22 protein-coding genes are annotated in these 24280 nt (G+C 35.8%); 14 read left to right on the top strand and 8 right to left on the bottom strand.

The window, feature by feature from the left end; genetic code table 11:
- Positions 1-328 precede the first annotated feature (328 nt).
- The 9 genes from SP041_RS18735 (at position 329) to SP041_RS18695 (ending at position 10735) form a co-directional block, all read left to right on the top strand.
- Positions 329-1570, top strand: a complete 1242-nt coding sequence (locus SP041_RS18735; RefSeq protein WP_025563207.1) for a glycoside hydrolase family 88 protein — start codon at positions 329-331, stop codon at positions 1568-1570.
- Between the two features lie 299 nt (positions 1571-1869).
- Positions 1870-2523, top strand: a complete 654-nt coding sequence (locus SP041_RS18730; protein WP_025563208.1) for a PEP-CTERM sorting domain-containing protein — start codon at positions 1870-1872, stop codon at positions 2521-2523.
- Positions 2524-3433: 910 nt separating this feature from the next.
- Positions 3434-4318 (top strand): NAD(P)-dependent oxidoreductase, encoded by an 885-nt coding sequence (locus tag SP041_RS18725; RefSeq protein WP_025563209.1) that lies wholly within the window; start codon positions 3434-3436, stop codon positions 4316-4318.
- 585 nt (positions 4319-4903) lie between these two features.
- Entirely contained in the window at positions 4904-7057 is a 2154-nt protein-coding gene (gene katG, locus SP041_RS18720) for a catalase/peroxidase HPI (protein WP_025563210.1), read from the top strand.
- Between the two features lie 618 nt (positions 7058-7675).
- Positions 7676-8722, top strand: a complete 1047-nt coding sequence (locus SP041_RS18715; protein ID WP_025563211.1) for a DUF3549 family protein — start codon at positions 7676-7678, stop codon at positions 8720-8722.
- A 13-nt stretch (positions 8723-8735) separates the two neighbouring features.
- On the top strand, positions 8736-9053 hold the full coding sequence (locus SP041_RS18710) for a DUF3301 domain-containing protein (RefSeq protein ID WP_025563212.1): 318 nt from the start codon (positions 8736-8738) through the stop codon (positions 9051-9053).
- A gap of 11 nt (positions 9054-9064) precedes the next feature.
- Positions 9065-9409, top strand: a complete 345-nt coding sequence (locus tag SP041_RS18705; protein ID WP_025563213.1) for a hypothetical protein — start codon at positions 9065-9067, stop codon at positions 9407-9409.
- A 2-nt stretch (positions 9410-9411) separates the two neighbouring features.
- Positions 9412-10188 carry a Zn-ribbon-containing protein gene (locus tag SP041_RS18700; RefSeq protein ID WP_025563214.1) on the top strand — a complete coding sequence of 259 codons (777 nt, stop codon included), beginning with the start codon at positions 9412-9414 and terminating at the stop codon, positions 10186-10188.
- 10 nt (positions 10189-10198) lie between these two features.
- Positions 10199-10735 (top strand): CreA family protein, encoded by a 537-nt coding sequence (locus SP041_RS18695; RefSeq protein ID WP_025563215.1) that lies wholly within the window; start codon positions 10199-10201, stop codon positions 10733-10735.
- 253 nt (positions 10736-10988) lie between these two features.
- Here the strand turns inward: SP041_RS18695 and hemH are convergent, their stop codons facing one another.
- From hemH to SP041_RS18655, 8 genes are all read right to left on the bottom strand, one after another.
- Positions 10989-12026 carry a ferrochelatase gene (hemH, locus tag SP041_RS18690; RefSeq protein ID WP_025563216.1) on the bottom strand — a complete coding sequence of 346 codons (1038 nt, stop codon included), beginning with the start codon at positions 12024-12026 and terminating at the stop codon, positions 10989-10991.
- Between the two features lie 308 nt (positions 12027-12334).
- A complete protein-coding gene (gene ubiG, locus SP041_RS18685) occupies positions 12335-13087 on the bottom strand; it encodes a bifunctional 2-polyprenyl-6-hydroxyphenol methylase/3-demethylubiquinol 3-O-methyltransferase UbiG (RefSeq protein ID WP_025563217.1) in 753 nt (250 codons plus the stop codon).
- Between the two features lie 170 nt (positions 13088-13257).
- Positions 13258-13527, bottom strand: a complete 270-nt coding sequence (locus SP041_RS18680) for a DUF3081 family protein (protein WP_025563218.1) — start codon at positions 13525-13527, stop codon at positions 13258-13260.
- A gap of 484 nt (positions 13528-14011) precedes the next feature.
- Complete coding sequence (locus SP041_RS18675) at positions 14012-15346, bottom strand: DEAD/DEAH box helicase (protein WP_025563219.1); 1335 nt, start codon at positions 15344-15346, stop codon at positions 14012-14014.
- Positions 15347-15531: 185 nt separating this feature from the next.
- The gene (locus tag SP041_RS18670; RefSeq protein ID WP_051368452.1) at positions 15532-15864 is read right to left on the bottom strand and encodes a DUF406 family protein; all 333 of its coding nucleotides are present in this window, start codon (positions 15862-15864) and stop codon (positions 15532-15534) included.
- 171 nt (positions 15865-16035) lie between these two features.
- Positions 16036-18513 (bottom strand): glycogen/starch/alpha-glucan phosphorylase, encoded by a 2478-nt coding sequence (locus SP041_RS18665; protein WP_025563221.1) that lies wholly within the window; start codon positions 18511-18513, stop codon positions 16036-16038.
- A 352-nt stretch (positions 18514-18865) separates the two neighbouring features.
- Positions 18866-20518: a phosphoglucomutase (alpha-D-glucose-1,6-bisphosphate-dependent) gene (gene pgm, locus SP041_RS18660; RefSeq protein WP_025563222.1), complete on the bottom strand. Its 1653-nt coding sequence runs from the start codon at positions 20516-20518 to the stop codon at positions 18866-18868.
- A gap of 28 nt (positions 20519-20546) precedes the next feature.
- Entirely contained in the window at positions 20547-21197 is a 651-nt protein-coding gene (locus SP041_RS18655; protein WP_025563223.1) for a Negative modulator of initiation of replication, read from the bottom strand.
- A gap of 152 nt (positions 21198-21349) precedes the next feature.
- Between SP041_RS18655 and SP041_RS18650 the strand changes: the two genes are divergently transcribed.
- From SP041_RS18650 to fur, 5 genes are all read left to right on the top strand, one after another.
- Positions 21350-22135, top strand: a complete 786-nt coding sequence (locus SP041_RS18650) for an alpha/beta fold hydrolase (protein WP_025563224.1) — start codon at positions 21350-21352, stop codon at positions 22133-22135.
- A gap of 404 nt (positions 22136-22539) precedes the next feature.
- A complete protein-coding gene (locus tag SP041_RS18645; protein ID WP_025563225.1) occupies positions 22540-22761 on the top strand; it encodes a DUF2788 domain-containing protein in 222 nt (73 codons plus the stop codon).
- A gap of 64 nt (positions 22762-22825) precedes the next feature.
- A complete protein-coding gene (ybfE, locus tag SP041_RS18640; protein WP_025563226.1) occupies positions 22826-23104 on the top strand; it encodes a LexA regulated protein in 279 nt (92 codons plus the stop codon).
- Between the two features lie 10 nt (positions 23105-23114).
- Positions 23115-23642: a flavodoxin FldA gene (fldA, locus tag SP041_RS18635; protein WP_025563227.1), complete on the top strand. Its 528-nt coding sequence runs from the start codon at positions 23115-23117 to the stop codon at positions 23640-23642.
- Between the two features lie 28 nt (positions 23643-23670).
- Positions 23671-24096: a ferric iron uptake transcriptional regulator gene (fur, locus tag SP041_RS18630; protein WP_025563228.1), complete on the top strand. Its 426-nt coding sequence runs from the start codon at positions 23671-23673 to the stop codon at positions 24094-24096.
- The last annotated feature ends 184 nt before the right edge of the window (positions 24097-24280 follow it).

Here is a 24280-nt window from a genome sequence, read left to right as displayed (position 1 = left end):
CAAATACATTGGTATAGAGAATGATACGGCCACTTAGAGAGCTGTATGCTCACATCTAATAATCCGATTATTTAAAAGGCGATTAAAATTGAAAGATAATAACAATAACCGCCACAAACTGCATGCAGCTATTGTTTCAAACTAAGTATTAGGATAAAAATAGAAAAAGTGTCACTAAACTATGACTTGTAAAATATATTTGTTTGATAAGCGACACAGTATTCAATAAGCTTGCTTATTAAAACCATCTCATCCATATATTCTCCACACTTAACTTATGACTTTGAGAAATCCATTACTTTAAGAAATCCATTACTTTGAGAAATCTATGCATCAACTTCTAACCAAAAAAATAAAGACTTTATTACTGCCATTCATTATTTTATCGAGCGCTGCTTTATCCAATACGGCCTATGCAGACGATGGTATTCAAGAGCAAGCCTTTGACCAAAAAGTTGATAAAGCAATAGCCCTCTCATTGGCACATCTAGAAAGTAGCGTCGCACTTATAAAAGATCCCACTTTATTTCCGACTTATGCTAACAAAGAATTGGCTTGGAATTTAAATACTTCCCATAAATGGACGGCTGGGTTTTATCCTGGCAGTTTATGGCAAGCTTACAAGCTAAGTGGTGATCAACGCTATCAAACTTGGGCAAAACAATGGACAGAGACTCTTGCAGATCAAGTTAATGATGATGACAGCCATGATCTAGGTTTTAAATTTATGTGCACTTTCGGTAATGCATTAGTATTTAGTGATGACATCGATAAAGAAAGTTACAAACAAACCATCTTAGCGGCAGCAGCAACATTAGCTAAACGTTATCAACCTAAAATAGGTTTAATAAGCTCTGATTGGGACGATAAACATTTTGAAAACTCGACGCCAGTTGTTAGCGACATTATGATGAATTTAGAGTTACTGTTATGGGCAGCAGAAAATGGTGGCGATAAAAAGTGGGCTGAATATGCGAAAACCCACGCACTAAAAACCTATAAAGATTTCGTTCGTGAAAATGGCAGTAGTTACCACATAGTACGATACAACAAAGATTCAGGCGCAATAATTAACAAAGGAACGTTACAAGGAGATGGCGATGAAACCACTTGGTCTCGCGGCCACGCGTGGATGGTTTATGGCATGGTCGTTATGTACCGCTACACTCAAGATCCAACGTATTTAAACTACGCTAAAACCTTATCTAACTACTTTATGTCACGACTTGCTGCAGATGGCATTTCGATGTGGGATCTTGATAGTAACATTTTACAACCTGACACCTCTGCATCAGCTATCTTTGCTTCGGCATTAATTGAAATGTCTGGTTATATTAAAGAGACTGAGCAACGTGAAAAGTTCACCAAGCAATACCATGTCATATTAAGCGCTTTAATGAGTAAACCTTACTTCATTGAAGACACCAGCAAAGCCCCGATTATTGATAAATCAGTTCATTACTATACAAAACCGAGTGCTATTGATGTTCCAGCCAGCTTTACTGATTATTACTTCTTAGAAGCGCTGAACCGTTATAAGCAAAAACAGCATCAAGAACACATTAATTAATTAATTAATGAATGAATGAGAAAGCTTCACATTCAAGATCTAATGAACTGGAAACAATGACGGCCCCTAACTAAATACATTTTATGTTAACTATCTTAATGGCTATAAAGTTACTCCGTTAATTATTGTTAATTAAAACCTAATAAAGTGTCAGATTACTTTACAATCAATGTCACTTTACAAAATAAATAGTAAAAAATAAACTTATTATCAATGTGATACAACTATGGCACTTTAATTGCTTTATATCTAATATAGAGTATTAATTTAATAAAGTTAAAAAATTGGAATCATAAGTTATGAAAAAAATCCTAGGTATGTTTGTTTTTTTATTAATGAGCGCTTCAGTTAATGCTGCTGCATTATATGACTCAGGCGAAGCGACAAAGAATAGTTATAAATGTGTTGCTGAAGGATGTCTTGGATCGACCGAATGGTGGGTTATATCTGAATTTACTGCTGATGATGATTGGGATATTAATGGCTTTGAGTTTTTTGCTGCTGACTTTAATAACGGCAACTCTAATGGTGAAGGTCTTGCAAGTTACGTATCAACAAGTTGGGAAATAATTTCAGGCGATGACCCTTATGGAGAGGCTTTACTTAGCGGTACAACGGTTGCTTCAATAGATACGCCTTATTCGTTTACAGATGTTTTTGGTGATAGTTTTGACGTAATTTCATTTTTAATCTCTGGTTTAGAAATTGAGTTAGAAAAAGGAACCTACTTTTTAGCTGAGCACCACGACTTTAGTGATGAGTCTCAATTTACTGCATTAGAAACAAATGAAAGTGATGTTTATTACCATACAGATAGAGCCGGTGATAACTTTACTGGCGATACAACCCATGTTGTAAAGATAATTGGTACAGTGCCAGAGCCTGCATCAATTGCTATATTTGGTTTAGGTTTAGTTGGTTTAGGTTTTTTCCGTAAAAAGAAAAATGCATAAATTAACAGCCCTGTAATTTAATAATCTCATCATAATGAGGCCTCGCTAAGCGGGGCTTTTTTTTACTTAAATTTTAAAGATATTGCCCGTCATATTAGATAACCTCTATTCTGTGTAAGCAAGTCGATACCGTACTATTTTTCACATCCTCTAGTGTTGCACCACCTTTCAATAACCGGTTATGACTTTACTAATATATGCTGCACTGGCTTTATCGCACTGCAATATGAAATTAATGGCGCTCTATAAAATTATCTCCTCTATGTAAAACTATGTAAAACTATGCAAGTAAAATTAACTCCAGTATATGCCATAAAAAATAATTGGCTTAAAGGCTGTGTGCCTACAAACCTTAATCTAATGAATTCAACTATAAATAAAACAAGATTGACTCATTAGTAATACTAATAAGGGATCTATCTAACACTCTCAAGAATACTATTGAGTTATAAACACACTACTTAACATTAATATTCATTTTTATTACTTTTAGAAAATGACTCCTTAAATAAATAACAACTCTGTATATTTTCACATTTACTGCTTAAATAACCATAATGTATAAAATATAATTAATACTTAACCAATTAAATTTATCTCGTTTTTAGACATACATAGAGTTTAATTATCTTATGCTCCTGTAATATATAGAATAATCTAAAAATCAATCATTTAACTCTACTCAATACCTTTTGTTAAGTAATAAATTTATAACGAGTAGTTAAAATAATATCCATTTTATTATTTTAAACCCCACCACAAAGAAAGTACTTTAAAGGTATTTTATGATCCAACAGGCATTAATCGTGACCCAAAAAGGATTTCAAGCTATCAAGGATTGATTAAATATAGACAGACGGTTATCCTTAACTCTCAGGTAAACATATAATAAGACATTTAGGAGTTAGACATGACAAAACCAGTAATTGGTTTCATCGGGCTTGGCCTTATGGGCGGCAACATGGTTGAAAACTTACAGACTCGTGGTTTTCAAGTAAACGTAATGGATCTTAACAAAGATGCTGTTGCTAAAGTAATTGCACGCGGTAATGCAACTGAAGTTGCTTCAGGTAAAGAATTAGCTGAAAAAAGTGACATCGTAATGCTTGCACTAACTACTTCAAAAGTAGTTGAGTTAGTTGTTTATGCTGAAGACGGTATCTTAGCGGGTATGTCTGAAGGTAAAACACTCATTGACTTCGGTACTTCAATTCCAGATTCTACTCGTAAAATCGGCGCTGCTCTTGCTGCAAAAGGTTGTGGTATGATCGACGCACCTTTAGGTCGTACTCCTGCACACGCTAAAGATGGCTTATTAAACATCATGGCAGCTGGCGATATCGACACATTCAACAAAGTTAAACCTGTTCTTGATGAGCAAGGCGAAAACGTATTCCATCTTGGTGCACTTGGTGCAGGTCACACAACTAAGTTAATCAATAACTTCATTGGTATGACTACAGTAACAGCTATGTCACAAGCATTTGCTGTTGCAAAAGCTGCTGGTGTTGATGGACAACAACTGTTTGATATTATGTCTGCAGGCCCATCTAACTCACCATTCATGCAGTTCACTAAATTCTATGCTGTAGATGGCGAAGAAAAATTAGGTTTCTCTGTTGCTAATGCAAACAAAGATCTTGGTTACTTCAACCAAATGGTTTCTGACCTAGGTGGCGAATCTTTAATCGCTCAAGGTACTTCTGCAAACCTACAAGCAGCTGTAGATGCTGGTCTTGGCCAAAATGACGTGCCAGTAATTTTCGATTACTTCAACAGCAAATTAGAGAAGTAATTCGAATATTCGCTACATTGTCATTCTATGAGTCGACAATATAGTGAATAAATTAAACCATTAATTAGTGACTTAATTAGTGGTTTAATTCTATCTCCATATTAGCTATTAGTTAATTCAACTATAGTCACTTTTTGATTCCTCAGACTTACATTTGATATTTTGTTTTAAAGTCATATAAATCATATATTTAAATGATATGTGAACTAAATCCTCCTATTCGAACTGTTCATTTTTCAATCAAAAAACTATTTTAGCAGTGTCCCTCTACACCCACTTATGACTCGTAACTTTTTATTAACCAATAATGATAATAATTGAATCCCCTTCAATCCATTGCTACTACTACTTTTATGATTATTTAAGCAAAAAATACACAATATCTATTTAGCTTCTATACTTATCCAATAAAAACATTTAACAAAGCAAAAGCCAATCGATATTATAAAACAAATAGCTTTAGGCTATCAACTTAATTGAATTAAACCATTTCACATTTAGGGCTTTATGATCAATAGTTAACCTATAGAAAAGAGATTAAAACATAAAGTTTCCCCCCAACATCAAAGAGTAGAGGATAGAAATATGTCAAATAGTAAATGTCCAGTCATGCACGGTGGTGCAACAACAACTGAAGCAAATAAGGTTTGGTGGCCAAAAGCACTTAACCTGGATATTCTTCACCAATATGATACAAAAACAAATCCATTAGAAGCAGATTTTGATTATCGTGAAGCAGTAAAAACACTTGATGTTGAAGCGCTTAAAAAAGATATGATTGCATTAATGACAGACAGCCAACCTTGGTGGCCTGCCGATTGGGGTCACTACGGTGGTCTTATGATTCGTATGACTTGGCATTCTGCAGGTACTTACCGTATCTCTGATGGTCGTGGTGGCGCAGCATCTGGTAGTCAACGTTTTGCACCGCTAAACTCTTGGCCTGACAATGCAAACCTTGATAAAGCACGTCGTCTACTTTGGCCAATCAAAAAGAAATACGGTAACAAATTAAGCTGGGCTGATTTAATCGCTTATGCTGGTACGATGGCTTATGAGTCAATGGGCTTAAATACATTTGGTTTTGCTTTCGGACGTGAAGACATCTGGCACCCAGAAAAAGACATCTATTGGGGTTCAGAAAGAGAATGGTTAGCACCAAGCGGTAGTGAAGGTTCTCGTTACTCTGGTGAGCGTGATTTAGAAAACCCACTAGCAGCGGTAATGATGGGCCTTATCTATGTAAACCCAGAAGGTGTTGACGGTAAATCAGATCCACAAAAAACAGCTAATGATATACGTGTAACGTTTGAACGTATGGCAATGAATGATGAAGAAACAGTGGCATTAACAGCCGGTGGTCATACTGTTGGTAAAGCACACGGTAATGGTGATGCTTCACAAGTAGAAGCAGATCCTGAAGGTGCTGAATTAGAAGATCAAGGGTTTGGTTGGTTAAATAAAACTAAACGTGGTATCGGCCGTGACACAGTGACAAGTGGTATTGAAGGTGCTTGGACGTCTAACCCTACAAAATGGGATAATGGTTTCTTTGACCTACTACTTAACTATGATTGGGAATTGAAAAAAAGCCCTGCTGGTGCAACACAATGGGAACCAATTGATCTTCCTGAAGATAAAAAACCAGTTGATGTTGAAGATTTAACTACACGCTACAACCCAATGATGACTGATGCCGATATGGCAATGAAAGTAGATCCTGAGTACCGTAAAATTTCAGAGAAATTTGCTCAAGATCAAGACTACTTTTCAGAAGTATTTGCACGTGCATGGTTTAAACTAACGCATCGTGATTTAGGTCCTAAAGCACGTTACATTGGTCCAGACGTACCAAAAGAAGAACTTATTTGGCAAGACCCTGTACCAGCTGGTAGCACAAGCTACGATGTTGAAGCAGTTAAAGCAAAAATTGCTGCAAGTGATTTAACAGTCAGTGAATTAGTAACAACAGCATGGGACAGTGCAAGAACTTACCGTGGTTCAGACAAACGTGGTGGCGCAAATGGTGCTCGTATTCGTCTAGCACCACAAAAAGATTGGGAAGGTAATGAACCGACTCGTCTAGCTAAAGTATTAACTGTACTTGAAGCTATCGCAAGTGAAGCTGGTGCAAGTGTTGCTGATGTGATTGTTTTAGCAGGTAATGTTGGTATTGAACAATCAGCTAAAGAAGCAGGTTTTGAAGTAACAGTGCCATTCTCAGCGGGTCGTGGTGACGCAACAGCAGAAATGACTGATGATGAGTCTTTCGCAGTACTTGAACCTGTTCATGATGGTTTCCGTAACTGGCAGAAACAGCACTACACAGTAACACCTGAAGAAATGTTGCTTGATCGTACTCAATTGATGGGCTTAACAGCACCTGAAATGACAGTATTAATTGGTGGACTACGTGTTATAGGTACTAACTTCGGTGGCACTAAACATGGTGTATTTACAGATAACGAAGGTGCATTAACAAATGACTTCTTTGTTAACTTAACTGATATGAGTAACTCATGGATCCCAACAGGTCGTAACTCTTATGAGATTCAAGATACTGCAACAAAAGCAGTAAAATGGACAGCGACTCGTGCAGACCTTGTATTTGGTTCTAACTCAATTCTTCGTTCATACGTTGAAGTTTATGCACAAGACGATAACAAAGAAAAATTTGTTAAAGACTTCGTTGCAGCATGGGCTAAAGTAATGAATGCAGATCGTTTCGACTTAGCTTAATTAGAAAATATAACCATCGCTATTAATTAATACTAAATGATAGCGAGCGGTTTAACCGCTAATTACTAGCCTGAAGATTGAAAAACTAAAAATCCCTGATGTTCATTCATTAGGGATTTTTTTTGTTTAAATTTTGCTTATCGCAATAGCTTATGTGCGGTTAATACCGATTACATTAAATATGTTATCTAAATTTTGCGCTGGAAAAACAGTTCAATTCAAGGCGTAAATGGCTGTTCCTTTTACGAAATTTACAACGAGGAAGTGCACTGTTTTAACAAGTAAAATAGATAAGCTATTTATTGTGATTGGTATAATTAAAGTATTAGGGAGCTAATACGATAGGTTAGGTTAGGTTACGCACTCTACTTTTATAAAGTATGGAACTATTCATTAAACCACACAACAGTTCAGTAAATTTAGAATAGGCTGTTACTTTCCCCTCTAAAACAGGTAAGACGATTTTTTAAGTAAAATGTACCTTACTCATCAAATGACTATAGGGCTTTAGTAAACTGATTTTTTATTAGAAATCCCCGAGAGTTAGACATAACGGCATAGAGGTATGAGGCATACCCGTATATAATCGCCTCACCATTAATAACAAAGATATTTTTCATGAGCATGAATACCCTAACCAACTTTTTAGAACAAGCCCAATGCCAATACCGTGTATATGATTTAGGCCGTATTGTGCAAAAAGTAAGTAACAGCGAATTTCAAAAAGTGGCAGATAATGAACAGGCTTACCCTTACCCTATTCAACAACATGCTTTTATTGCATTAACTTTTTGGCAAGTTGCCGCTCAGAAAGAACACTTTGTTTGGTTTTTAAAAATGCCATTGGATGAGCAAGGTTTAATGAAAATAACCGCTCAAACTAGCTTTATTCGTATGGTAGTTGAAGCAATGGGTGAAGACTTAACGGCTAAAATAAGTGATAAGTTACAAGAACGTTTAGCCAGTAATCCTTTTGTTTTTAAACCAAGTGCTGAAAAGTTGGCTATTTTTAATGCCAATATTAACAGTGCTTTTATACGCCCAGCTTCTTCTTTTTACCCTGCAGTACAAAACTACTTCTCTGGAAAAGAAGATTGGCAACAATGGCAAACCTTAGGTTTTCAGGGCTTTGCTGATTTAGGTGCTCGTTTAAATTATGATAATAACCAACAAAAAATAATTAATGCGTTGGACCACTTACCAGAGCAACCATTACAAACGCTGTGTTTATGTTTTGAAAATCAAAGTGATATCAATACTGAATTAGCAGAAAAAATAACCCAACAGGCAACCAAACGCTTACAGTTAGGTCAAGATACAACAGCGATTTTATTATTAAGATCGATTGCCAGTGCAAACGCACAGAGTATGACTAAACAATTATTAAACGAACAATTTTCATCAACACTGATACATCAAGCAGACTGGTATATTACTATCGCAGGACGTTGTTGGACTCAATTAGAAGATGAAACATTATTGAACCGTTACTTTGAAGCCTTAGCAACGCATCAACAAACGCTATTTCCACAACTTTTTGCGGATTTAGTCGCTATCCCTGCATTAAGAGATAAAGTCTTAAAGCAATTACGTTTAACTGCTCGTTCCCCAGCGTTATCACAGGCGATCGGTTTATTATTTTCAGGATTGAAAGAAAATACTTAAGGATAGGAATATAATGATCTGGGATTTATTGTTTATTCTCATCATGGTGCTTATCGGCACCACGATTTGGAAATTACGCCAACAATCTGAACTGGCGAAAAGAATGATTGAACAACATTGTAATAAACTTGAATTACAATTATTGTCCTTTGCTCGATCACGCTTTAACTACAAATTAGGCAGTGATTTTTTACAAGCTAGTTTTGTATTTGAATTTAGCAGTGACGGTGATAATAATTACCAAGGCACACTCACTTTAAATGGTTTAGTTAAACCACGCTTTCAATTACCAGCTTATCGTCTTGTTGACGATGAAACCCCATTCTTTTAAAAGGTTAGTTAATGGATCGTATTATATTAGTTGCACAGCAACTCGCGAAAGAAGGTAAAACACCAAACACCGCTCTAATCAAAGCACGTTTACCTAAAAACACACCTTTACCTGCGATTATTCAGGGCTTAAAGTTATGGCAAGATAACCCTAACAAAGAAATTAATACACCAACCGAACCTGCTTTAACAGGTGCGACTAGCGAGCAAATAAGTGGCAGTATTGACGAAATAATTAACAGTAAAATTGCACAAGCTATTACGCCATTAAAAGAAGAAATCAGTTTATTAAAAGCACAACTGGAAACACTCAACAATCGCATTGCTATTACCCCAACTGAAACATTGGAAGAATAGATATGTTTATTAAAGAGCTAAGCTTTGAATGTTATGAAGATACCCAATATGCAGCGGTTGAACGTGCAGTAAACAATTACTTAGACATGCTCCGTTATAACGGACAAATTCTTGGTAGAGAATTTCCAATTGCAATGCAAGGTGCCGTATTTACAACTCGGTTAGTTTGCCCAGAAGAAAATAGTTTAAGTGCAAGCTTTAATAGCCCTCAAGTAACGCATGCTTTAAATGGGCTAACTAAAGCAGGACTACTCACCCCTAAAATTAAAACCATTGCAGAGGATTTAAATTCTCAACAGTGTGCGACTAATTTCACACCAAGCTGGCAAATTCTTTACACTACTTTTTTAGATACGTGCTCACCTATTCGTTGCGGCGAAACGTTAGCGCCTATTCCACTTTACCGAACACCTGAAGAAATAAGTAACGGTGATCGAAAAAGTGCTATTAAATGGCAAGAAGAATGGGTGAACTTAGACGAATTGCAGATGAATGGTTCAGCAGTTTCTAGCGCAGCATTAAAAGAGCTGGGTGAAGTCAGTAGTAAATTCTTTCACCGCGGCAGTAACCTGTGTAAACGCATTCAATATATTACTAAAGTACCAACATACTACTATTTGTATCGTGTTGCAGGTAAATCACTGCAAGAAGAACAAAATAGACCTTGTCCAAGTTGTGGGGGAGAATGGAAACTAACTGCACCGTTATTTGAGATATTTGATTTTAAATGCGACCAATGCCAGTTAGTATCTAATCTTTCTTGGGACTTCAAAAAATAGGAACATCTACATGTTAAAAAAATTAAAAATGGTAGGCATTATATTGCTAATACTTATTATCAGCTTCTTTGTATTAAAAGGGTGCTCTGATGATGAAGTAGGTGATGTTAGTTTAGGTTTATTCACTACTCAAGATATTAAACTGAATACGTTGAAGGATCCGATTGTAACTGGTGTGACTTGTCATGTTGCGTCAATAGAAGCAGATTTGAGTTTCTCTGACCCAAGTGATAGTGCGATTTCTTGTCGTCAAACAGGACCAATCACATCAGCGATGATAGCTGAAATTGATAAGAGTAAATCTGGTGATGTTGTATTTAAAAAGTCTAAAAGTATTTTCTTCAAGACGATGAAAATTAGACGTGTTTATGACCCTGAGAACCAAACGCTAATGTACGTTTCTTATTCTACTAAGGAAACATCAGGCAGTTTCAAACATAGCCTTTCTACCGTTCCTTTATGGAAAACAGATGCTTACCAATCTTCAACTAAAGTACCATCAGAAACGACCAAAGAAATAGCGTCAGAACTGACAATAGAAAAATAGCTATAACGTGTATTAAAGGTCATAAAAGAAAGTCATTCACGCCTTTAAAGATTGCTTTATAGAATTAAAAAAACCTCGTCGAGTAATCACTCTCCGAGGTTTTTTATTGGGTCTTATACCAATCACACTAATTAACTGATCTATTTTACTGGTTAAAATAACTTATTTAATGTAATCGGTATTACAAAGCGCTTTTATAAAATATGATAAGCGCTAAAAGTCGTTACACTTATTATGCAAATCTAGGACAAGATTATAAGTTAGGCTTCAACACATCTAACATTGCTTCAATATGATCATCACGATCATTTAATGCGGCAATATAACGATACTTCTCACCGCCCGCTTCTTCAAATATTTCTCTATTCTCACCTTCAATCTCTTCTAGTGTTTCCAAACAATCGGCACTAAAAGCGGGACTGATAATCGCGATGTCTTTAATTCCCTGCTCAGGGAAACTTTGCAATGTTGCATCGGTATAAGGTTTTAACCATTCAGCCTTACCAAAACGACTTTGGAAGGTACTAATAACATTTTCTTTATCTAGCTGTAACTCTTCATCTAATGCCAACTTTTCAACCACTAAACGTGTTGTTTGTAAGCATAAACAATAATAAGGGTCACCATTATCTAAGAATAGCTTTGGCATACCATGGTATGAAAAAACGAGTTTTTGCGGTGTTCCATTTTTCTTAAGATCCTCACTGATACTATTGGCTAACGCATCGATGTAAGTTGTATTTTTGTGGTATCCATTAATAAAATGTAATTCAGGAACCCAACGCCATTTACGTAACACGTTAGAGACAGCATCGAATGTAGATCCTATCGTAGGGCTTGAATATTGAGGGTATAAAGGTAATACAACAATGCGAGTGAAGCCTTTTTCTCGTAACGCTTCTAAACCTGACTCAATAGAGGGGTTACCGTAACGCATGCTCATAACCACTTCGGTATTGTCATACCCTTGTTGCTTTAAAAGCGCACTCAATTTATCTCGTTGAAGACGTGTAATATGGGTTAAAGGCGAACCATTTTCAGTCCAGATACTTTTGTAAAGTTTTGCCGAACGTTTTGGTCGTATTCGCAAAATAATACCATGTAAAATAATCATCCAGACTAAACGCGGAATTTCAACAATACGAGGGTCTGACAAAAACTCACTTAAATAGACTCTTACCGCTTTAGTCGATGGTTCGTCAGGGCTGCCTAAATTGGTCAGTAAAATACCTGTTTTTTGATTAAAACGCTCTTTATGAGGGTTATCCGTAATTCCTGAGAAACGTGACACACAAGGCTCCTTTTGAGCATATAATTTTTAACGATGACTACTTATAACGAGTCAGTAATGATTTCAGATCACTTTGTCTTTAAGTTTATTGTTAAGTATTACCATAGACTTAACAATAAACTTTAGTGCTAATTCTGAGTAAGAATTTTTAGAAGCAACTCTTAGTAATAGTGCTTAGTAATAATACTTAGTAATAGTACTTAATAAGAAATAGACTGTAAGCATAGAATAAAGCTTTAATTTAAAATATCCATAAGACATATATAAAGAAAAGTTATTTAATAGTGCGCTACTAGTTAATAAAAACACTAAACAGGTTTTATTACAGCCATAACATAATTAACTGATAGGTCTGATGTCGATAATGACCATCGCCATAACAACGGGTTAAACACAAATCCTCTTTTATCGATCAATTCCAGACCTGTGACTTTAAACATCTCAATCAACTCGGACGGTCGAATAAACTTATCCCATTGATGTGTTCCAGCAGGTAACCAACGCATGACTCTTTCAGCACCAATAATAGCGACTAAATAGCTTTTTGGGTTGCGATTGATTGTAGAACAAAGCATCACACCACCTTCATTGAGTAATGCTTCACAAGCGTTTAGAAGCGCTTGTGGAGACGCCACATGTTCGATGACTTCCATATTAAGGATCACATCAAATAACTCACCTTCATCCACTAAAGCTTCAGCCATGGTATTACGGTAATCTATTGTTAAACCAGACTGCTTAGCATGAACTTGTGCGACCGGGATATTTCTTGGTGCTGCATCGGCCCCCACCACTTCAGCGCCTAAACGTGCCATAGGCTCACTTAACAACCCTCCACCACAACCAATATCTAATAGTCGTAAACCTTTAAAAGGCAATAAACTACTTAATTCTCTATTAAACTGAGTCGCTATTTGCTCAACGATATATTCAACACGTAAAGGATTCAACATGTGTAGAGGTTTAAACTTTCCTTGCGGATCCCACCATTCCTCGGCCATTGCTTCAAATTTAGCAACTTCCAATGCATCAACGGTATTGGTGGATGTTAACTGACTCATGTTATCCCCTATTGTTATTGGAAAGTGTTATTGGAAAGTGTTATCGAAAATACTGGCGAAAGTACAATTTAAAAGGTTGATACCTTAATTTTTGATAGCGCATCAAAAGAATAGTGTGATGGATTTATTAATCACGTCAGTTGTTAAGATAGTTACAACGGCTAAAGTAATTAATAACTTTCTTTATCATCCAACATCTTGGATATCTTTTTAAAAAACACTTTCTGAGTGTCTTCATCTTTATAATCCATATCAAATGCACCATGGAATAATAAAGTAACGGTTAGATCTTTAAATGATAACCAACAGGTGTATCCATCAAAATCCTGGGACGCTTTTACGCCTGAAAGTTCATAGACACCATCAGTCTTTTTTCCTTTAGTTGTGACTAAATCAAAAGCTTGTAGTAAATCTCGTTTTCTTAATTTATTTACGTCCATAAATCGTGCCTCTATTATTGAGTGTCTTAGTTATTAACTGTCTTAGTTATTTAATTCGCGATAAGCCAATATCAATCAATTAACATCGGTTCTTTAATGCACATTAAAGCCTTATCTAAGTTACACAACAAACGCTTATCACTTAAGTTATTAATATCATAATTAGCACAGTAATTAATACGGATGAACAAAGAAAAAGATCAAGTCGGTAAACATTCTTAAATAACAAAAATGGCTAAGTATTAGACAGACCTATGATAAGGAAGTTCGTTGATAAGAAGAGAGAAAGGAATGAAAAAATAGCAGTTGATAAGTTGATATAGTGATCAAAGCTTAATGAGTAAAGCCGACGTTTAATAAATAAAGATAAGAGCTTAATAAGCAAAAAAAAATGCCTCAATGATCGCTCATTAAGGCATTTTTTAGAGCCTGTAAATAGTTCTATTTCATCGAAACATCATCGATGAATCGCGACTTCAGGAAATTAATCTTCCGAATCATCAACAATAATTCTTTTCTTACGACGCATTGGTGCTTCACCTACATCAACAGACTCATGGAAAACATTTTCTTGTTTTTTAGTGCTTACTTTTGCTTTCTTAGCCATCGGTTTTTGTTTATTTTCAACGACTTTTTTCGCTTTAAAAACTTTCTTCTGTACTGGTTTTAAGCCTTTAAATTTCGGGTTAACACCTTCCACTTTGTCAAAAGTAATTGTTTGAGCAACAAAGCTTTCTACTTTTTTAAAGTTATCCCAATCTTTAGGACCGATGATAGAAATAGCATCGCCTAACTCACCCGCTCGACCAGTACGGCCTATACGGTGAATATACTCTTCAGTATGTTTTGGAATATCAAAGTTGAATACATGGCTTACATGGATTAAATCTAAACCACGAGAAGCAATATCAGTGGTGACTAATATTTTATCTTTGCCACGTGAAAAAGAATCCATGATCTTATTACGGTTTGCTTGTGTTAAATCGCCATGCAGTGCAACTGCTGACATCCCTTTTTCAACTAATATCGCACTTAAACGTTCAGTATCAGCACGGGTAGCTGTAAATATAATCGCTTGATTGATTTCTTCTTTATTTAAAAAGTGAAATAACAGCTTTTCTTTTTGATTAAGATTATCTGCTAAATAAAAGCGTTGAGTAATTTCACTATGTTGTTGATTTTCTTCACCAACAGCAATACGCACAGGTGCTTTTAATAGATGACCAGCAAACTCATTCACTTCACCGTGACCTAATGTCGCAGAGAACATTAACGTCTGACGTAAACGATGGTTAGCCGCTTCATTAATCGCAGTTAATTGCTCAGCAAAACCTAAATCTAACATACGGTCTGCTTCATCTAAAATTAACAGCTCTAAACCCGGTAAATGCAACAACCCTTTTTTAAGATGATCAACAATACGTCCTGGTGTACCTACAATAAAATGCGGATGTTTATCGATGGCTTTTACTTGGTCATTAAAGTTCTCACCACCCAATACTAAAATTGATTTAAGACTGGTGTTAGACACTAATAAACGTAGTTGTGCATAAACTTGTTTAGCAAGCTCACGTGTTGGCGTTAAAATTAATACACGAGGATCACGACGAGTCAGCGCACGCGTTTTTAAGACACGTTGCATAGCAGGTAATAAATAAGCGAGCGTTTTACCTGAACCTGTTTTAGATGATGCTAAAAGATCTTTCCCAGAGACAGCAACCGGAATGGCTTCTGCTTGAATTTGTGTTGTTTCAGTAAAACCTAAATGTGAAACGGAAGTGATCAAACGCTGATCTATGGGTAAATCTTTAATTAGCAATGTATGCTCCAATAAACAGTAAAAATAATAAATTAAAGAGTGAGTATAAACGATTAAGCAGAAAAACAAGAAATGAAGTTTGTAATAACAGCGAGAAAAGTACAGATCTTATGAAAATGAGGAGAAAATACTAGAAAGGAAATCAACAAAAGTTTATTCCTTTCTTAATTAATTAAGAAAATAGACTAAATTGCACTTAAACCCATTTCGAAAATCAGCTTTTCAGCAGTACACTCAAATTGTAATGTGACTTTGCTTTCAATAGCAGATTCTATTTCTTTAAAGTCGACGCTTATATCAACAGTATCAAAACGTGCTTTAGCTGCTTTAATATATTTATCCGCCAATGCTTCAACACTTTCTTTGGTCGGACCTGAAAAAGGCAAAACAAGCTGTGTATCGTCTTCTCTAATAACACTACCTAGTTCAACGATTGTACCGCAGGCTTCACAGACTTCATTTTCTTGAACCTGATTTTGTTGGGACGTTTCTTTTGAATGTATATCTTGTGAAAACATAATGACCTCTGCTGTCGTTATTCGATCGATGATTGTTAGAACTATGGTTGTTCGAACCATGGTTGCTCTATGACTGATCGAGGGTTATTCAATAGAAATTATTGTAGCCCGCTTTAAATAAAAAAGGCGACACATAACGTGTCGCCTTTTACCTTTTAATGATTTAAATCATTAAGCTGTCGGAAATTTTTCTAATTTCCAAATTTTACTTGCATAGTCTTCAATTGAGCGATCTGAGTTAAACTTACCCATTGCACCCGCATTTAGAATAGCTTTTTCAGCCCAAGCAGATTGGTCACGATAAAGCGTATCGATATCCTGATGAGCAGCAACATAAGAAGCGTAATCAGCAAGACATAAATATTCATCGCCCCACTCTAATAAACTACGTTTAATATCAGATAATAATCCAGCATGGCCAGGGGTAAAGAAGTCAGTATCTAACCAATCAAGCACCGCTTTTAGTTCTGGATTTTTATAGTAATAATCATACGGATTATATCCGCTTGCTTTTAACGCTTTTACTTCATCAACGCTTAAACCAAAGATAAACATATGTTCAGCACCAATTTCTTCAGCCATCTCAATATTAGCACCGTCCATCGTACCGACGGTTAATGCGCCATTTAATGAAAACTTCATATTACCGGTACCAGATGCTTCAAGGCCCGCCGTTGAAATTTGCTCTGAAACGTCAGCTGCTGGGAACATTTTTTCAGCAAGAGAGATACGATAGTTAGGTAAGAAGACAACTTTTAATTTGTCTTTAATACGTTCATCGTTATTCACTTTATCTGCAATTTTATTAAGTGCAAAAATAATCTCTTTGGCCATGTGGTAACCAGGCGCGGCTTTTGCACCAAACAAAAATACACGAGGTACCATGTCGTAATCAGGGTTTTCAAGTAAACGTTTATACAAGGTTAAAATATGTATCAAGTTTAATTGCTGACGTTTATATTCGTGTAGACGTTTAATTTGCACATCAAAAATAGCATCGACAGAGACTTCAACGCCGGTTGTATCTTTAATGATTTTAGCTAATTCCACTTTGTTTTGTTTTTTAATGTCCATAAAGCGTTTTTGGAAAGCAGTATCTTTTGCTTTTGGAAGAATGCCTTTTAATTTATCTAGGTTAAGCACCCAATCATCACCAATGGTTTCATCTAGTAACGTTGCTAAACCTGGATTACAGGCTTTCAACCAACGACGTGGCGTAACACCATTCGTCACATTAACTAATTTACCAGGGAATAACTCATGGAACTCAGGGAACAGATCCGTTTTAACAAGTTCAGAGTGTACTGCCGCTACACCATTAACTTTGTAAGCGGTGATAACACAAAGATTTGCCATGCGTACCATACGTGGTTGAGACTCTTCAATGATAGAGAGTTTCTCTTTTTTCTGATCATCTCCAGGCCATTTTTTCTCAACAATATTAGCTAAGAATTGAGCATTGATTTCATAGATTATTTCTAAGTGGCGAGGCAATACTTTTTCAAACAAAGCCACAGACCATTTCTCTAACGCTTCAGGTAATAGTGTATGGTTAGTGTAAGCAAAGGTTTCTTGACAAATTCCCCATGCAGTCGCCCAATCTAAGTTTTCTTCATCAATTAAAATACGCATTAATTCAGGGATAGCGATCGTTGGATGCGTATCGTTTAATTGAATAGCGACTTTTTTAGGTAACAATGACCAATCTTTATTAGCACGTTTAAAGCGACGTAGAATATCTTTCACAGAACAAGCGCAAAAGAAATATTGTTGAATCAAACGTAGCTCTTTACCCGCATCGGTAGAATCATTTGGATAAAGTACTTTTGAGACTGTTTCTGCTTTTGATTTTTCAACTTGTGAGTCGACATAACCGCCAGCATTAAACACATCCCAATCAAATGCTTCATGAGCACGACTTTCCCATAAGCGTAAAATATTAACGGTTTTAGCACCGTAGCCTACAATAGGAATATCCCATGGAACCCCTTTTAGTTTTTGACCTGCATGCCACACTTTTCTAGGGCCATCTTTTTGATCGAAAACCGTTTCAACATAACCGTATAAAGGAACAAATTGAACTGATTCAGGACGACAAATTTCCCATGGATTACCATACTCACGCCAAGTATCTGGTCGCTCTATTTGACGACCATCTTGGAATTCTTGCTTAAATAAACCATGCTCATAATGGATACCGTAGCCAATTGCCGGGTAACCAAGCGTTGCTAATGAATCAATGAAACATGCAGCAAGGCGACCTAAACCGCCATTACCTAGCGCCATATCAGGCTCTTCATCGCATAATTCGTATAAGTCCTTACCTAATGCTTTTAACGCATCTTCAGTGACTTGAAAAACCTCTAAGTTTTGTAGGTTATTAGATAACAAACGCCCCATCAAAAATTCAAGCGAAAGATAATTAACTGCTCGCGTATCTTTCTTTGAATGATTTTGTTGAGTTTGCGTTAACTTTTCGAAAACTAACTCATTCACGGCCTGACAAGTTGCATTCCACCATGCTTTATTGTTTGCTTTATATCGGTCTGTACCAATGCCTTTACGTAGGCGATCGATAATTGCTTGTTGCATTTCAGCACTCGTTACTGAAGGTACCGCTACTGATTCTTTATTATTTTTAATCGCCATATTATACCTACTAGCTAAGTGTTAAGTGAAATTCCATCATGTATAAAACGTTTGTATAAGAACAGTGGAATGAAAGAAGGCGCTTTATGGAAGAAAATTGTCTTTCAACATCCCAGTCAAAAAATAAACAACAAAAAAGCAATAAAAATCTCTATTGTTGAATATTTGATACTCTATTGAATCTAAGATCTGAATAAAATAACGAGATCAAGATCACAATAATGATTAGTATAGACTAAGGATTTTATTTATTTTAGTGAATGATGAAAGTATTTATAAACGTACAATAAAAAAGGCAGAGTAAAAACTCTGCCTATATTTTATTCAGCTTATTTAGAGAGAGATAAAGAAATTAAATCCCTGCTTTAGCGAAAGCTTGTGCAACAATTTCTTGTGCTTCTTTTTGAATCTGTGCGATATGCTCTTCGCCTAAAAACGATTCTGAATATATTTTATAAATATTTTCAGTCCCTGATGGACGAGCCGCAAACCAACCATTTTCAGTCGTCACTTTTAACCCGCCGATAGCAGCGCCATTACCTGATGCATGGGTTAATTTAGCTGTAATCTTTTCGCCTGCCAATGTTTCAGCTTCTACCATATCAGGGCTTAAATTAGCTAATACTTGTTTTTGTTCAGGTGATGCAGGTGCATCAAAACGCTGGTAAACAGGTGAACCAAACTTAGCCGTAAATTCTGCATAGTGCTCACCAGGATCTTTCTTAGTTACTGCAATAATTTCAGCCGCTAACAACGCTAAAATAATACCGTCTTTGTCTGTGCTCCACACTGTACCATCTTTACGTAGGAAGGAAGCGCCAGCACTTTCTTCACCACCAAAGCCAAAGCTACCGTCAAATAGTCCATCTACAAACCATTTAAAACCAACAGGCACCTCAGATAACTCACGACCTAGTTCATTAACAACACGGTCTATCATTGAGCTTGAAACTAATGTTTTGCCCACTATCGCTTTGTCAGACCATTGTTTTCTATGAGTAAACAAATAGTTAATCGCAACCGCTAAGTAATGGTTAGGATTTAATAAACCAGATGATTTAGTCACAATACCATGGCGGTCATAATCAGGGTCATTGGCTACAGCCACATCAAATTTGTCTTTTAATTTGATTAAACCAGCCATCGCATAAGGTGACGAACAATCCATACGGATTTTGCCATCTTTATCTAAGGTCATGAAAGAGAATGTAGGATCGACGCGATCGTTTACCACTTCAATGTTCAAGCCATACGTTTTAGCAATCACAGGCCAATAAGCAACGCCTGAACCACCCAATGTATCTACGCCAATTTTAATACCTGATTTAGCGATTGCTTCTAAATCTAATACATTAATTAAGTCGTCAACATAAGGTTGAATATAATCGTACTCTTCAACTAAATCTGACTGCATCGCTTCATCGAAATCTGCTTGTAAAATATCATCATAATTATCATTTAATATTTCGTTAGCACGATCTTGAATAAGTTTAGTAACGTCGCTATCTGCAGGGCCGCCATTTGGTGGATTATATTTAAAACCGCCATCTTCAGGTGGATTATGCGAAGGCGTAATAACAATACCGTCAGCCAGTGAATCTGGATTGGCTTTGTTATATTGTAAAATAGCATGAGAAATAACAGGCGTCGGCGTATAACCACCACCCGCTTGAACAACTACTTTAATGCCATTCTCAACCAGTACTTGTACTGCTGAGATAAATGCAGGTTCAGATAATGCGTGTGTATCTTTACCAATAAAAACAGGCCCAGTGTAACCTTGCTCTTTACGGTACTCAGCAAGTGCTTGCGTGATAGCAAGTATATGCAATTCAGTAAATGCATATTTAAAAGAGCTACCTCGATGGCCAGAAGTACCAAAAGCGACTTGTTGTTCTGCAACATCAACATCAGGGAGGTTGACATAATAAGCAGATACTAATTTTGGAATATCAACTAAATCATTTACTTGTGCTGGTTGACCAGCGCGCGGGTGAATTGCCATAAGTTCCTCTGGTGGTTGTGGAAATGAATTAAATTTCTTCTTTTATTCTGCCAATTAAATGATGTGGGTATCCCATTGAAGCCATCATTTGAGTCAAAATAATGCGTTTACGTCCGGTGTTTGCATTGGTAATCACCCAAAAAGGTGTATTGGGAATAGTTCTAGGTTTACTTGCTTTAAATTGCGCTAACTCTTCTTCATTATCTGAATTAAGTAGCTCCTCTAAATGTGTTCCAAGGTAAGCACGAGTGCGTCCTTTGGTTTTTTCTGCGGCATCAATAAACTCTGCTTTTTTCTCGAAATACATCGTCGTAAGCATCATCATAAATTTATTAGTAATGATGGGTTCTGAAGTAAAAGCTTTGTCATTAAATAATTGACTAACACTTTGATATTTATAATCATCGTTGTCATTATTAGAATCGATATCTTCAACGATTTTTTTGATAGGTTCTGAGGTAGATGAAACAGGTTTTATTGTATCGCCTATATTATTTTCGCTATTGTCTTCGTGCTGCTTAATAATAGTTTGAGTCGCACTTTTAGCCGTATTATTAACGCTGCTTTCTTCAGACAACGCTAACAGACGACGAAGAATTTGTGAGGGAGTTTCGCCGAAGGCTTCAATATTATTTAAAATATATTTATATAGATCATCTTCTATTTCGATCGTTTTCATTATTTCCCCATTACATGACTTATTTATTCTTCGCAGTGTTTGATACGCTAAGCTTAAATGATAATGACTAGCACTATGTAAATACTTTCAGCTTTAATGCATAATTTGCTATTATTTCTAACTTTATTTATTTTCACTTAAAATGAGCGTTTATGCTACTAAATTACCAATTAAAACAGTCTTCCAAACATGAAACAGCTAAAAAAAGTGAGATTATTTTTATAATTCATGGCTTATTTGGTAGTTTATCCAACCTTTCTAGTTTAGGAAAAGAATTACAAAATGATTATGACGTTATTTTAGTCGATGTTCGTAATCATGGCCAAAGTGCACGAAGTGCTACAATGACTTACCAAGAAATGGCCAGTGATATATTTGAACTAGCAGACTCGTTAGATATTGAAACATTTTCAATACTAGGTCACTCGATGGGTGGAAAGATAGCGATGGCGTGTGCTTTATCACAGCCACATAGAATTAATCGCTTAGTGGTTGCTGATATAGCACCAACCTCACATGTTGATAGACACAGTGAGGTATTTGCTGGTTTACAAGCAGTGCGTGCATCTGATGTAAAAAATCGTACCGAAGCAGATAAAGTACTAGCTGAATATGTCGATACGCCTGAAGTAAGACAGTTTTTATTAAAGTCATATCAGCGTGGAGATAACGGTTTTCAATTTATTTATGATGTAGATAATTTATATCAAAATTATTCAGTGATTCGAGATTGGCCAGAACAAGACAGCCATTATGATAAACCAACATTATTTATTAAAGGTGAACTGTCTGATTATATTGATCAAGCAAGCCAACAATCTATAGTGACACTTTTCCCTAAAGCTAAGCTTAAAGTAATTAATGCGACGGGACATTGGCTACATGCAGAAAAACCAAAAACCTTTAACCGTTTAGTGAACAACTTTTTTGCTCAATAAGTCGACATAATATAAACATATTTGTCTATTTTCGATGGCATCTAAAGCAGATACCCGTTATCATTCGGGATGCAAAATTCAAGCAAGCCATGAAGTAAATCTTTTCTAGGCGAAATTAAAAACCTAGGGAGTTTAATCAAGGCTTTCTAATCACGGTTAAATGCAAGCAGCTAACCGTGGTTAATAGAGGATTAATTAAATTAATCACTCAAAATACAACTAAAATGTTTGCCTCAACACTTGCGCTGCGAGTCGTTAGTTTAAAAATCAACTTAGTACTACAATATAAATAACGACTAAATTAAGTTATTAATTATATTTTATTTGATGGTAAGGCTAATTAGTTGTTGCAAGTATATTGAATGGCGACAGCTATATATTCATTTTTTAAAAGAAGTTAAAATATGCTGCAAGAATATACTGAACAAATTGAAATGATCGGGCTCTATGGTTTCTATCTTTTACTTTTTTTATTTATCGGTTTGGCAATTCAAGACGTTTTAAAAAAAGGTAATGTGCCGAAATTTGGGCGTAATGTTGTATGGGCAGTTTTATTTTTTGGTTGTATTGGTTTTATTTCAAAAGCGATAATTGAAATTGTATGGGTTAATTCAGGCATTGGTTAAATAATTAGCTCAGTGATTGTATTGTTAAGTAAGCGTTGTTCAGTAAGAATTGTTAGGTAACAAAATGGCAAAGGAATCATTTGATCGTATTACAAGCGATCTATTTGCAAACGAGGTACGCCGAGGCAGACCTAAGAGTAACCCTCATTCTCGTCAAGTTCAGCTAAAAATAAATAAGCAGAAACAGACGTTACGAGACAAGCAAAACGGTTTAAAAAGAATCGAATTAAAAGTAGATAGTGATTTATTTGAAAAATTAAATGCACTATCTGATACACAATCAATAAGTCGTGCAGAATTGATCACTAAACTTCTACACGCACAGTTAAATCAAATAAATTAAGGTATAAAGTATGTCTAGCGTAGGTATTTTCTTTGGTAGCGATACAGGTAACACTGAAGCAATTGCAAAAATGATACAAAAAGAATTAGGTAAAAAATTAGTAGAAGTAAAGGATATCGCTAAAAGCAGCAAAGAAGATATCGCTGAATTCAGCCTTATTTTATTTGGTATTCCAACTTGGTACTACGGTGAAGCACAATGTGATTGGGATGATTTCTTTCCTGATTTAGAAGATATCGACTTCACTGATAAGTTAGTTGCTATTTTCGGTTGTGGCGACCAAGAAGACTATGCAGAGTACTTTTTAGATGCAATGGGCCAATTAGGTGACATCGTTGAAAGTAAGGGGGCTATTATTGTTGGTAACTGGTCATCTGAAGGCTATGACTTTGAAGCGTCAAAAGCATCAATTGATGATAAGACTTTTATTGGTTTAGGTATTGATGAAGATCGCCAACCTGAATTAACAGCATCACGTGTAAAAGCTTGGTCTGAACAAATTTATAATGAAATGTGTTTAGCGGAATTAGCCGATTAAATTCAAAATACAGCAGTTAGGAAACGACATGAGTAATGAAAATTTAGCCCTAAAAGAAGCGGGTTTAAAAGTAACATCACCACGTTTAAAGATTTTAAGTTTATTACAGTTGCCAGAAAATCAGCATTTAAGTGCTGAAGATCTCTACAAAAAACTACTTGAACAAGGTGATGAAGTCGGTGTAGCAACTGTGTATCGCGTATTAAATCAATTTGATGATGCAGGTATTGTAACTCGTCATCACTTTGAAGGTGGTAAATCCGTTTTTGAATTAACACATCAAGAGCACCATGATCATTTAGTTTGCTTGAAATGTGGTGAAGTAATTGAATTCAATGATCCAATCATTGAAGAACAACAAGAACTGATTGCTAAGAAATACGGCATAAAATTAACTAATCACAGTTTATACCTTTACGGTGAGCCAGTTGATGGCGAATGCAATCATAAATAATTGTAAAAGCCTTAGCTTATAGCTAATATTTTAAACAATAAAAAGCTTGTTTTTAAACACAATGCCGTTCGGTTAAGAGATTTTAGGCTTATATCTTAACGGATATCTAGATGGAATATAGAGCACTGAACGTGAAAACGTTCGGTGTTTTCTTTTTTTGGGTAAAATAAAATGTTTAACATCT

Origin of the sequence: Psychromonas sp. SP041 (assembly GCF_000470315.2) — a bacterium.
Lineage (GTDB): Bacteria > Pseudomonadota > Gammaproteobacteria > Enterobacterales > Psychromonadaceae > Psychromonas.
Note: the sequence above shows the minus strand (reverse complement) of the source record. Positions and strands in the feature narration are given on the sequence as shown.

What these genes read in the sequence shown, in the direction of transcription:
- SP041_RS18655 (WP_025563223.1), bottom strand. Translation starts at nt 21,197, where the DNA reads ATGAAAACGATCGAAATAGAAGATGATCTATATAAATATATTTTAAAT.
- SP041_RS18725 (WP_025563209.1), top strand. Translation starts at nt 3,434, where the DNA reads ATGACAAAACCAGTAATTGGTTTCATCGGGCTTGGCCTTATGGGCGGC.
- SP041_RS18735 (WP_025563207.1), top strand. Translation starts at nt 329, where the DNA reads ATGCATCAACTTCTAACCAAAAAAATAAAGACTTTATTACTGCCATTC.
- fldA (WP_025563227.1), top strand. Translation starts at nt 23,115, where the DNA reads ATGTCTAGCGTAGGTATTTTCTTTGGTAGCGATACAGGTAACACTGAA.
- pgm (WP_025563222.1), bottom strand. Translation starts at nt 20,518, where the DNA reads ATGGCAATTCACCCGCGCGCTGGTCAACCAGCACAAGTAAATGATTTA.
- ubiG (WP_025563217.1), bottom strand. Translation starts at nt 13,087, where the DNA reads ATGAGTCAGTTAACATCCACCAATACCGTTGATGCATTGGAAGTTGCT.
- SP041_RS18700 (WP_025563214.1), top strand. Translation starts at nt 9,412, where the DNA reads ATGTTTATTAAAGAGCTAAGCTTTGAATGTTATGAAGATACCCAATAT.
- SP041_RS18710 (WP_025563212.1), top strand. Translation starts at nt 8,736, where the DNA reads ATGATCTGGGATTTATTGTTTATTCTCATCATGGTGCTTATCGGCACC.
- SP041_RS18715 (WP_025563211.1), top strand. Translation starts at nt 7,676, where the DNA reads ATGAGCATGAATACCCTAACCAACTTTTTAGAACAAGCCCAATGCCAA.
- katG (WP_025563210.1), top strand. Translation starts at nt 4,904, where the DNA reads ATGTCAAATAGTAAATGTCCAGTCATGCACGGTGGTGCAACAACAACT.
- SP041_RS18695 (WP_025563215.1), top strand. Translation starts at nt 10,199, where the DNA reads ATGTTAAAAAAATTAAAAATGGTAGGCATTATATTGCTAATACTTATT.
- SP041_RS18680 (WP_025563218.1), bottom strand. Translation starts at nt 13,527, where the DNA reads ATGGACGTAAATAAATTAAGAAAACGAGATTTACTACAAGCTTTTGAT.
- fur (WP_025563228.1), top strand. Translation starts at nt 23,671, where the DNA reads ATGAGTAATGAAAATTTAGCCCTAAAAGAAGCGGGTTTAAAAGTAACA.
- SP041_RS18670 (WP_051368452.1), bottom strand. Translation starts at nt 15,864, where the DNA reads ATGTTTTCACAAGATATACATTCAAAAGAAACGTCCCAACAAAATCAG.
- ybfE (WP_025563226.1), top strand. Translation starts at nt 22,826, where the DNA reads ATGGCAAAGGAATCATTTGATCGTATTACAAGCGATCTATTTGCAAAC.
- SP041_RS18650 (WP_025563224.1), top strand. Translation starts at nt 21,350, where the DNA reads ATGCTACTAAATTACCAATTAAAACAGTCTTCCAAACATGAAACAGCT.
- SP041_RS18665 (WP_025563221.1), bottom strand. Translation starts at nt 18,513, where the DNA reads ATGGCGATTAAAAATAATAAAGAATCAGTAGCGGTACCTTCAGTAACG.
- SP041_RS18645 (WP_025563225.1), top strand. Translation starts at nt 22,540, where the DNA reads ATGCTGCAAGAATATACTGAACAAATTGAAATGATCGGGCTCTATGGT.
- SP041_RS18705 (WP_025563213.1), top strand. Translation starts at nt 9,065, where the DNA reads ATGGATCGTATTATATTAGTTGCACAGCAACTCGCGAAAGAAGGTAAA.
- SP041_RS18730 (WP_025563208.1), top strand. Translation starts at nt 1,870, where the DNA reads ATGAAAAAAATCCTAGGTATGTTTGTTTTTTTATTAATGAGCGCTTCA.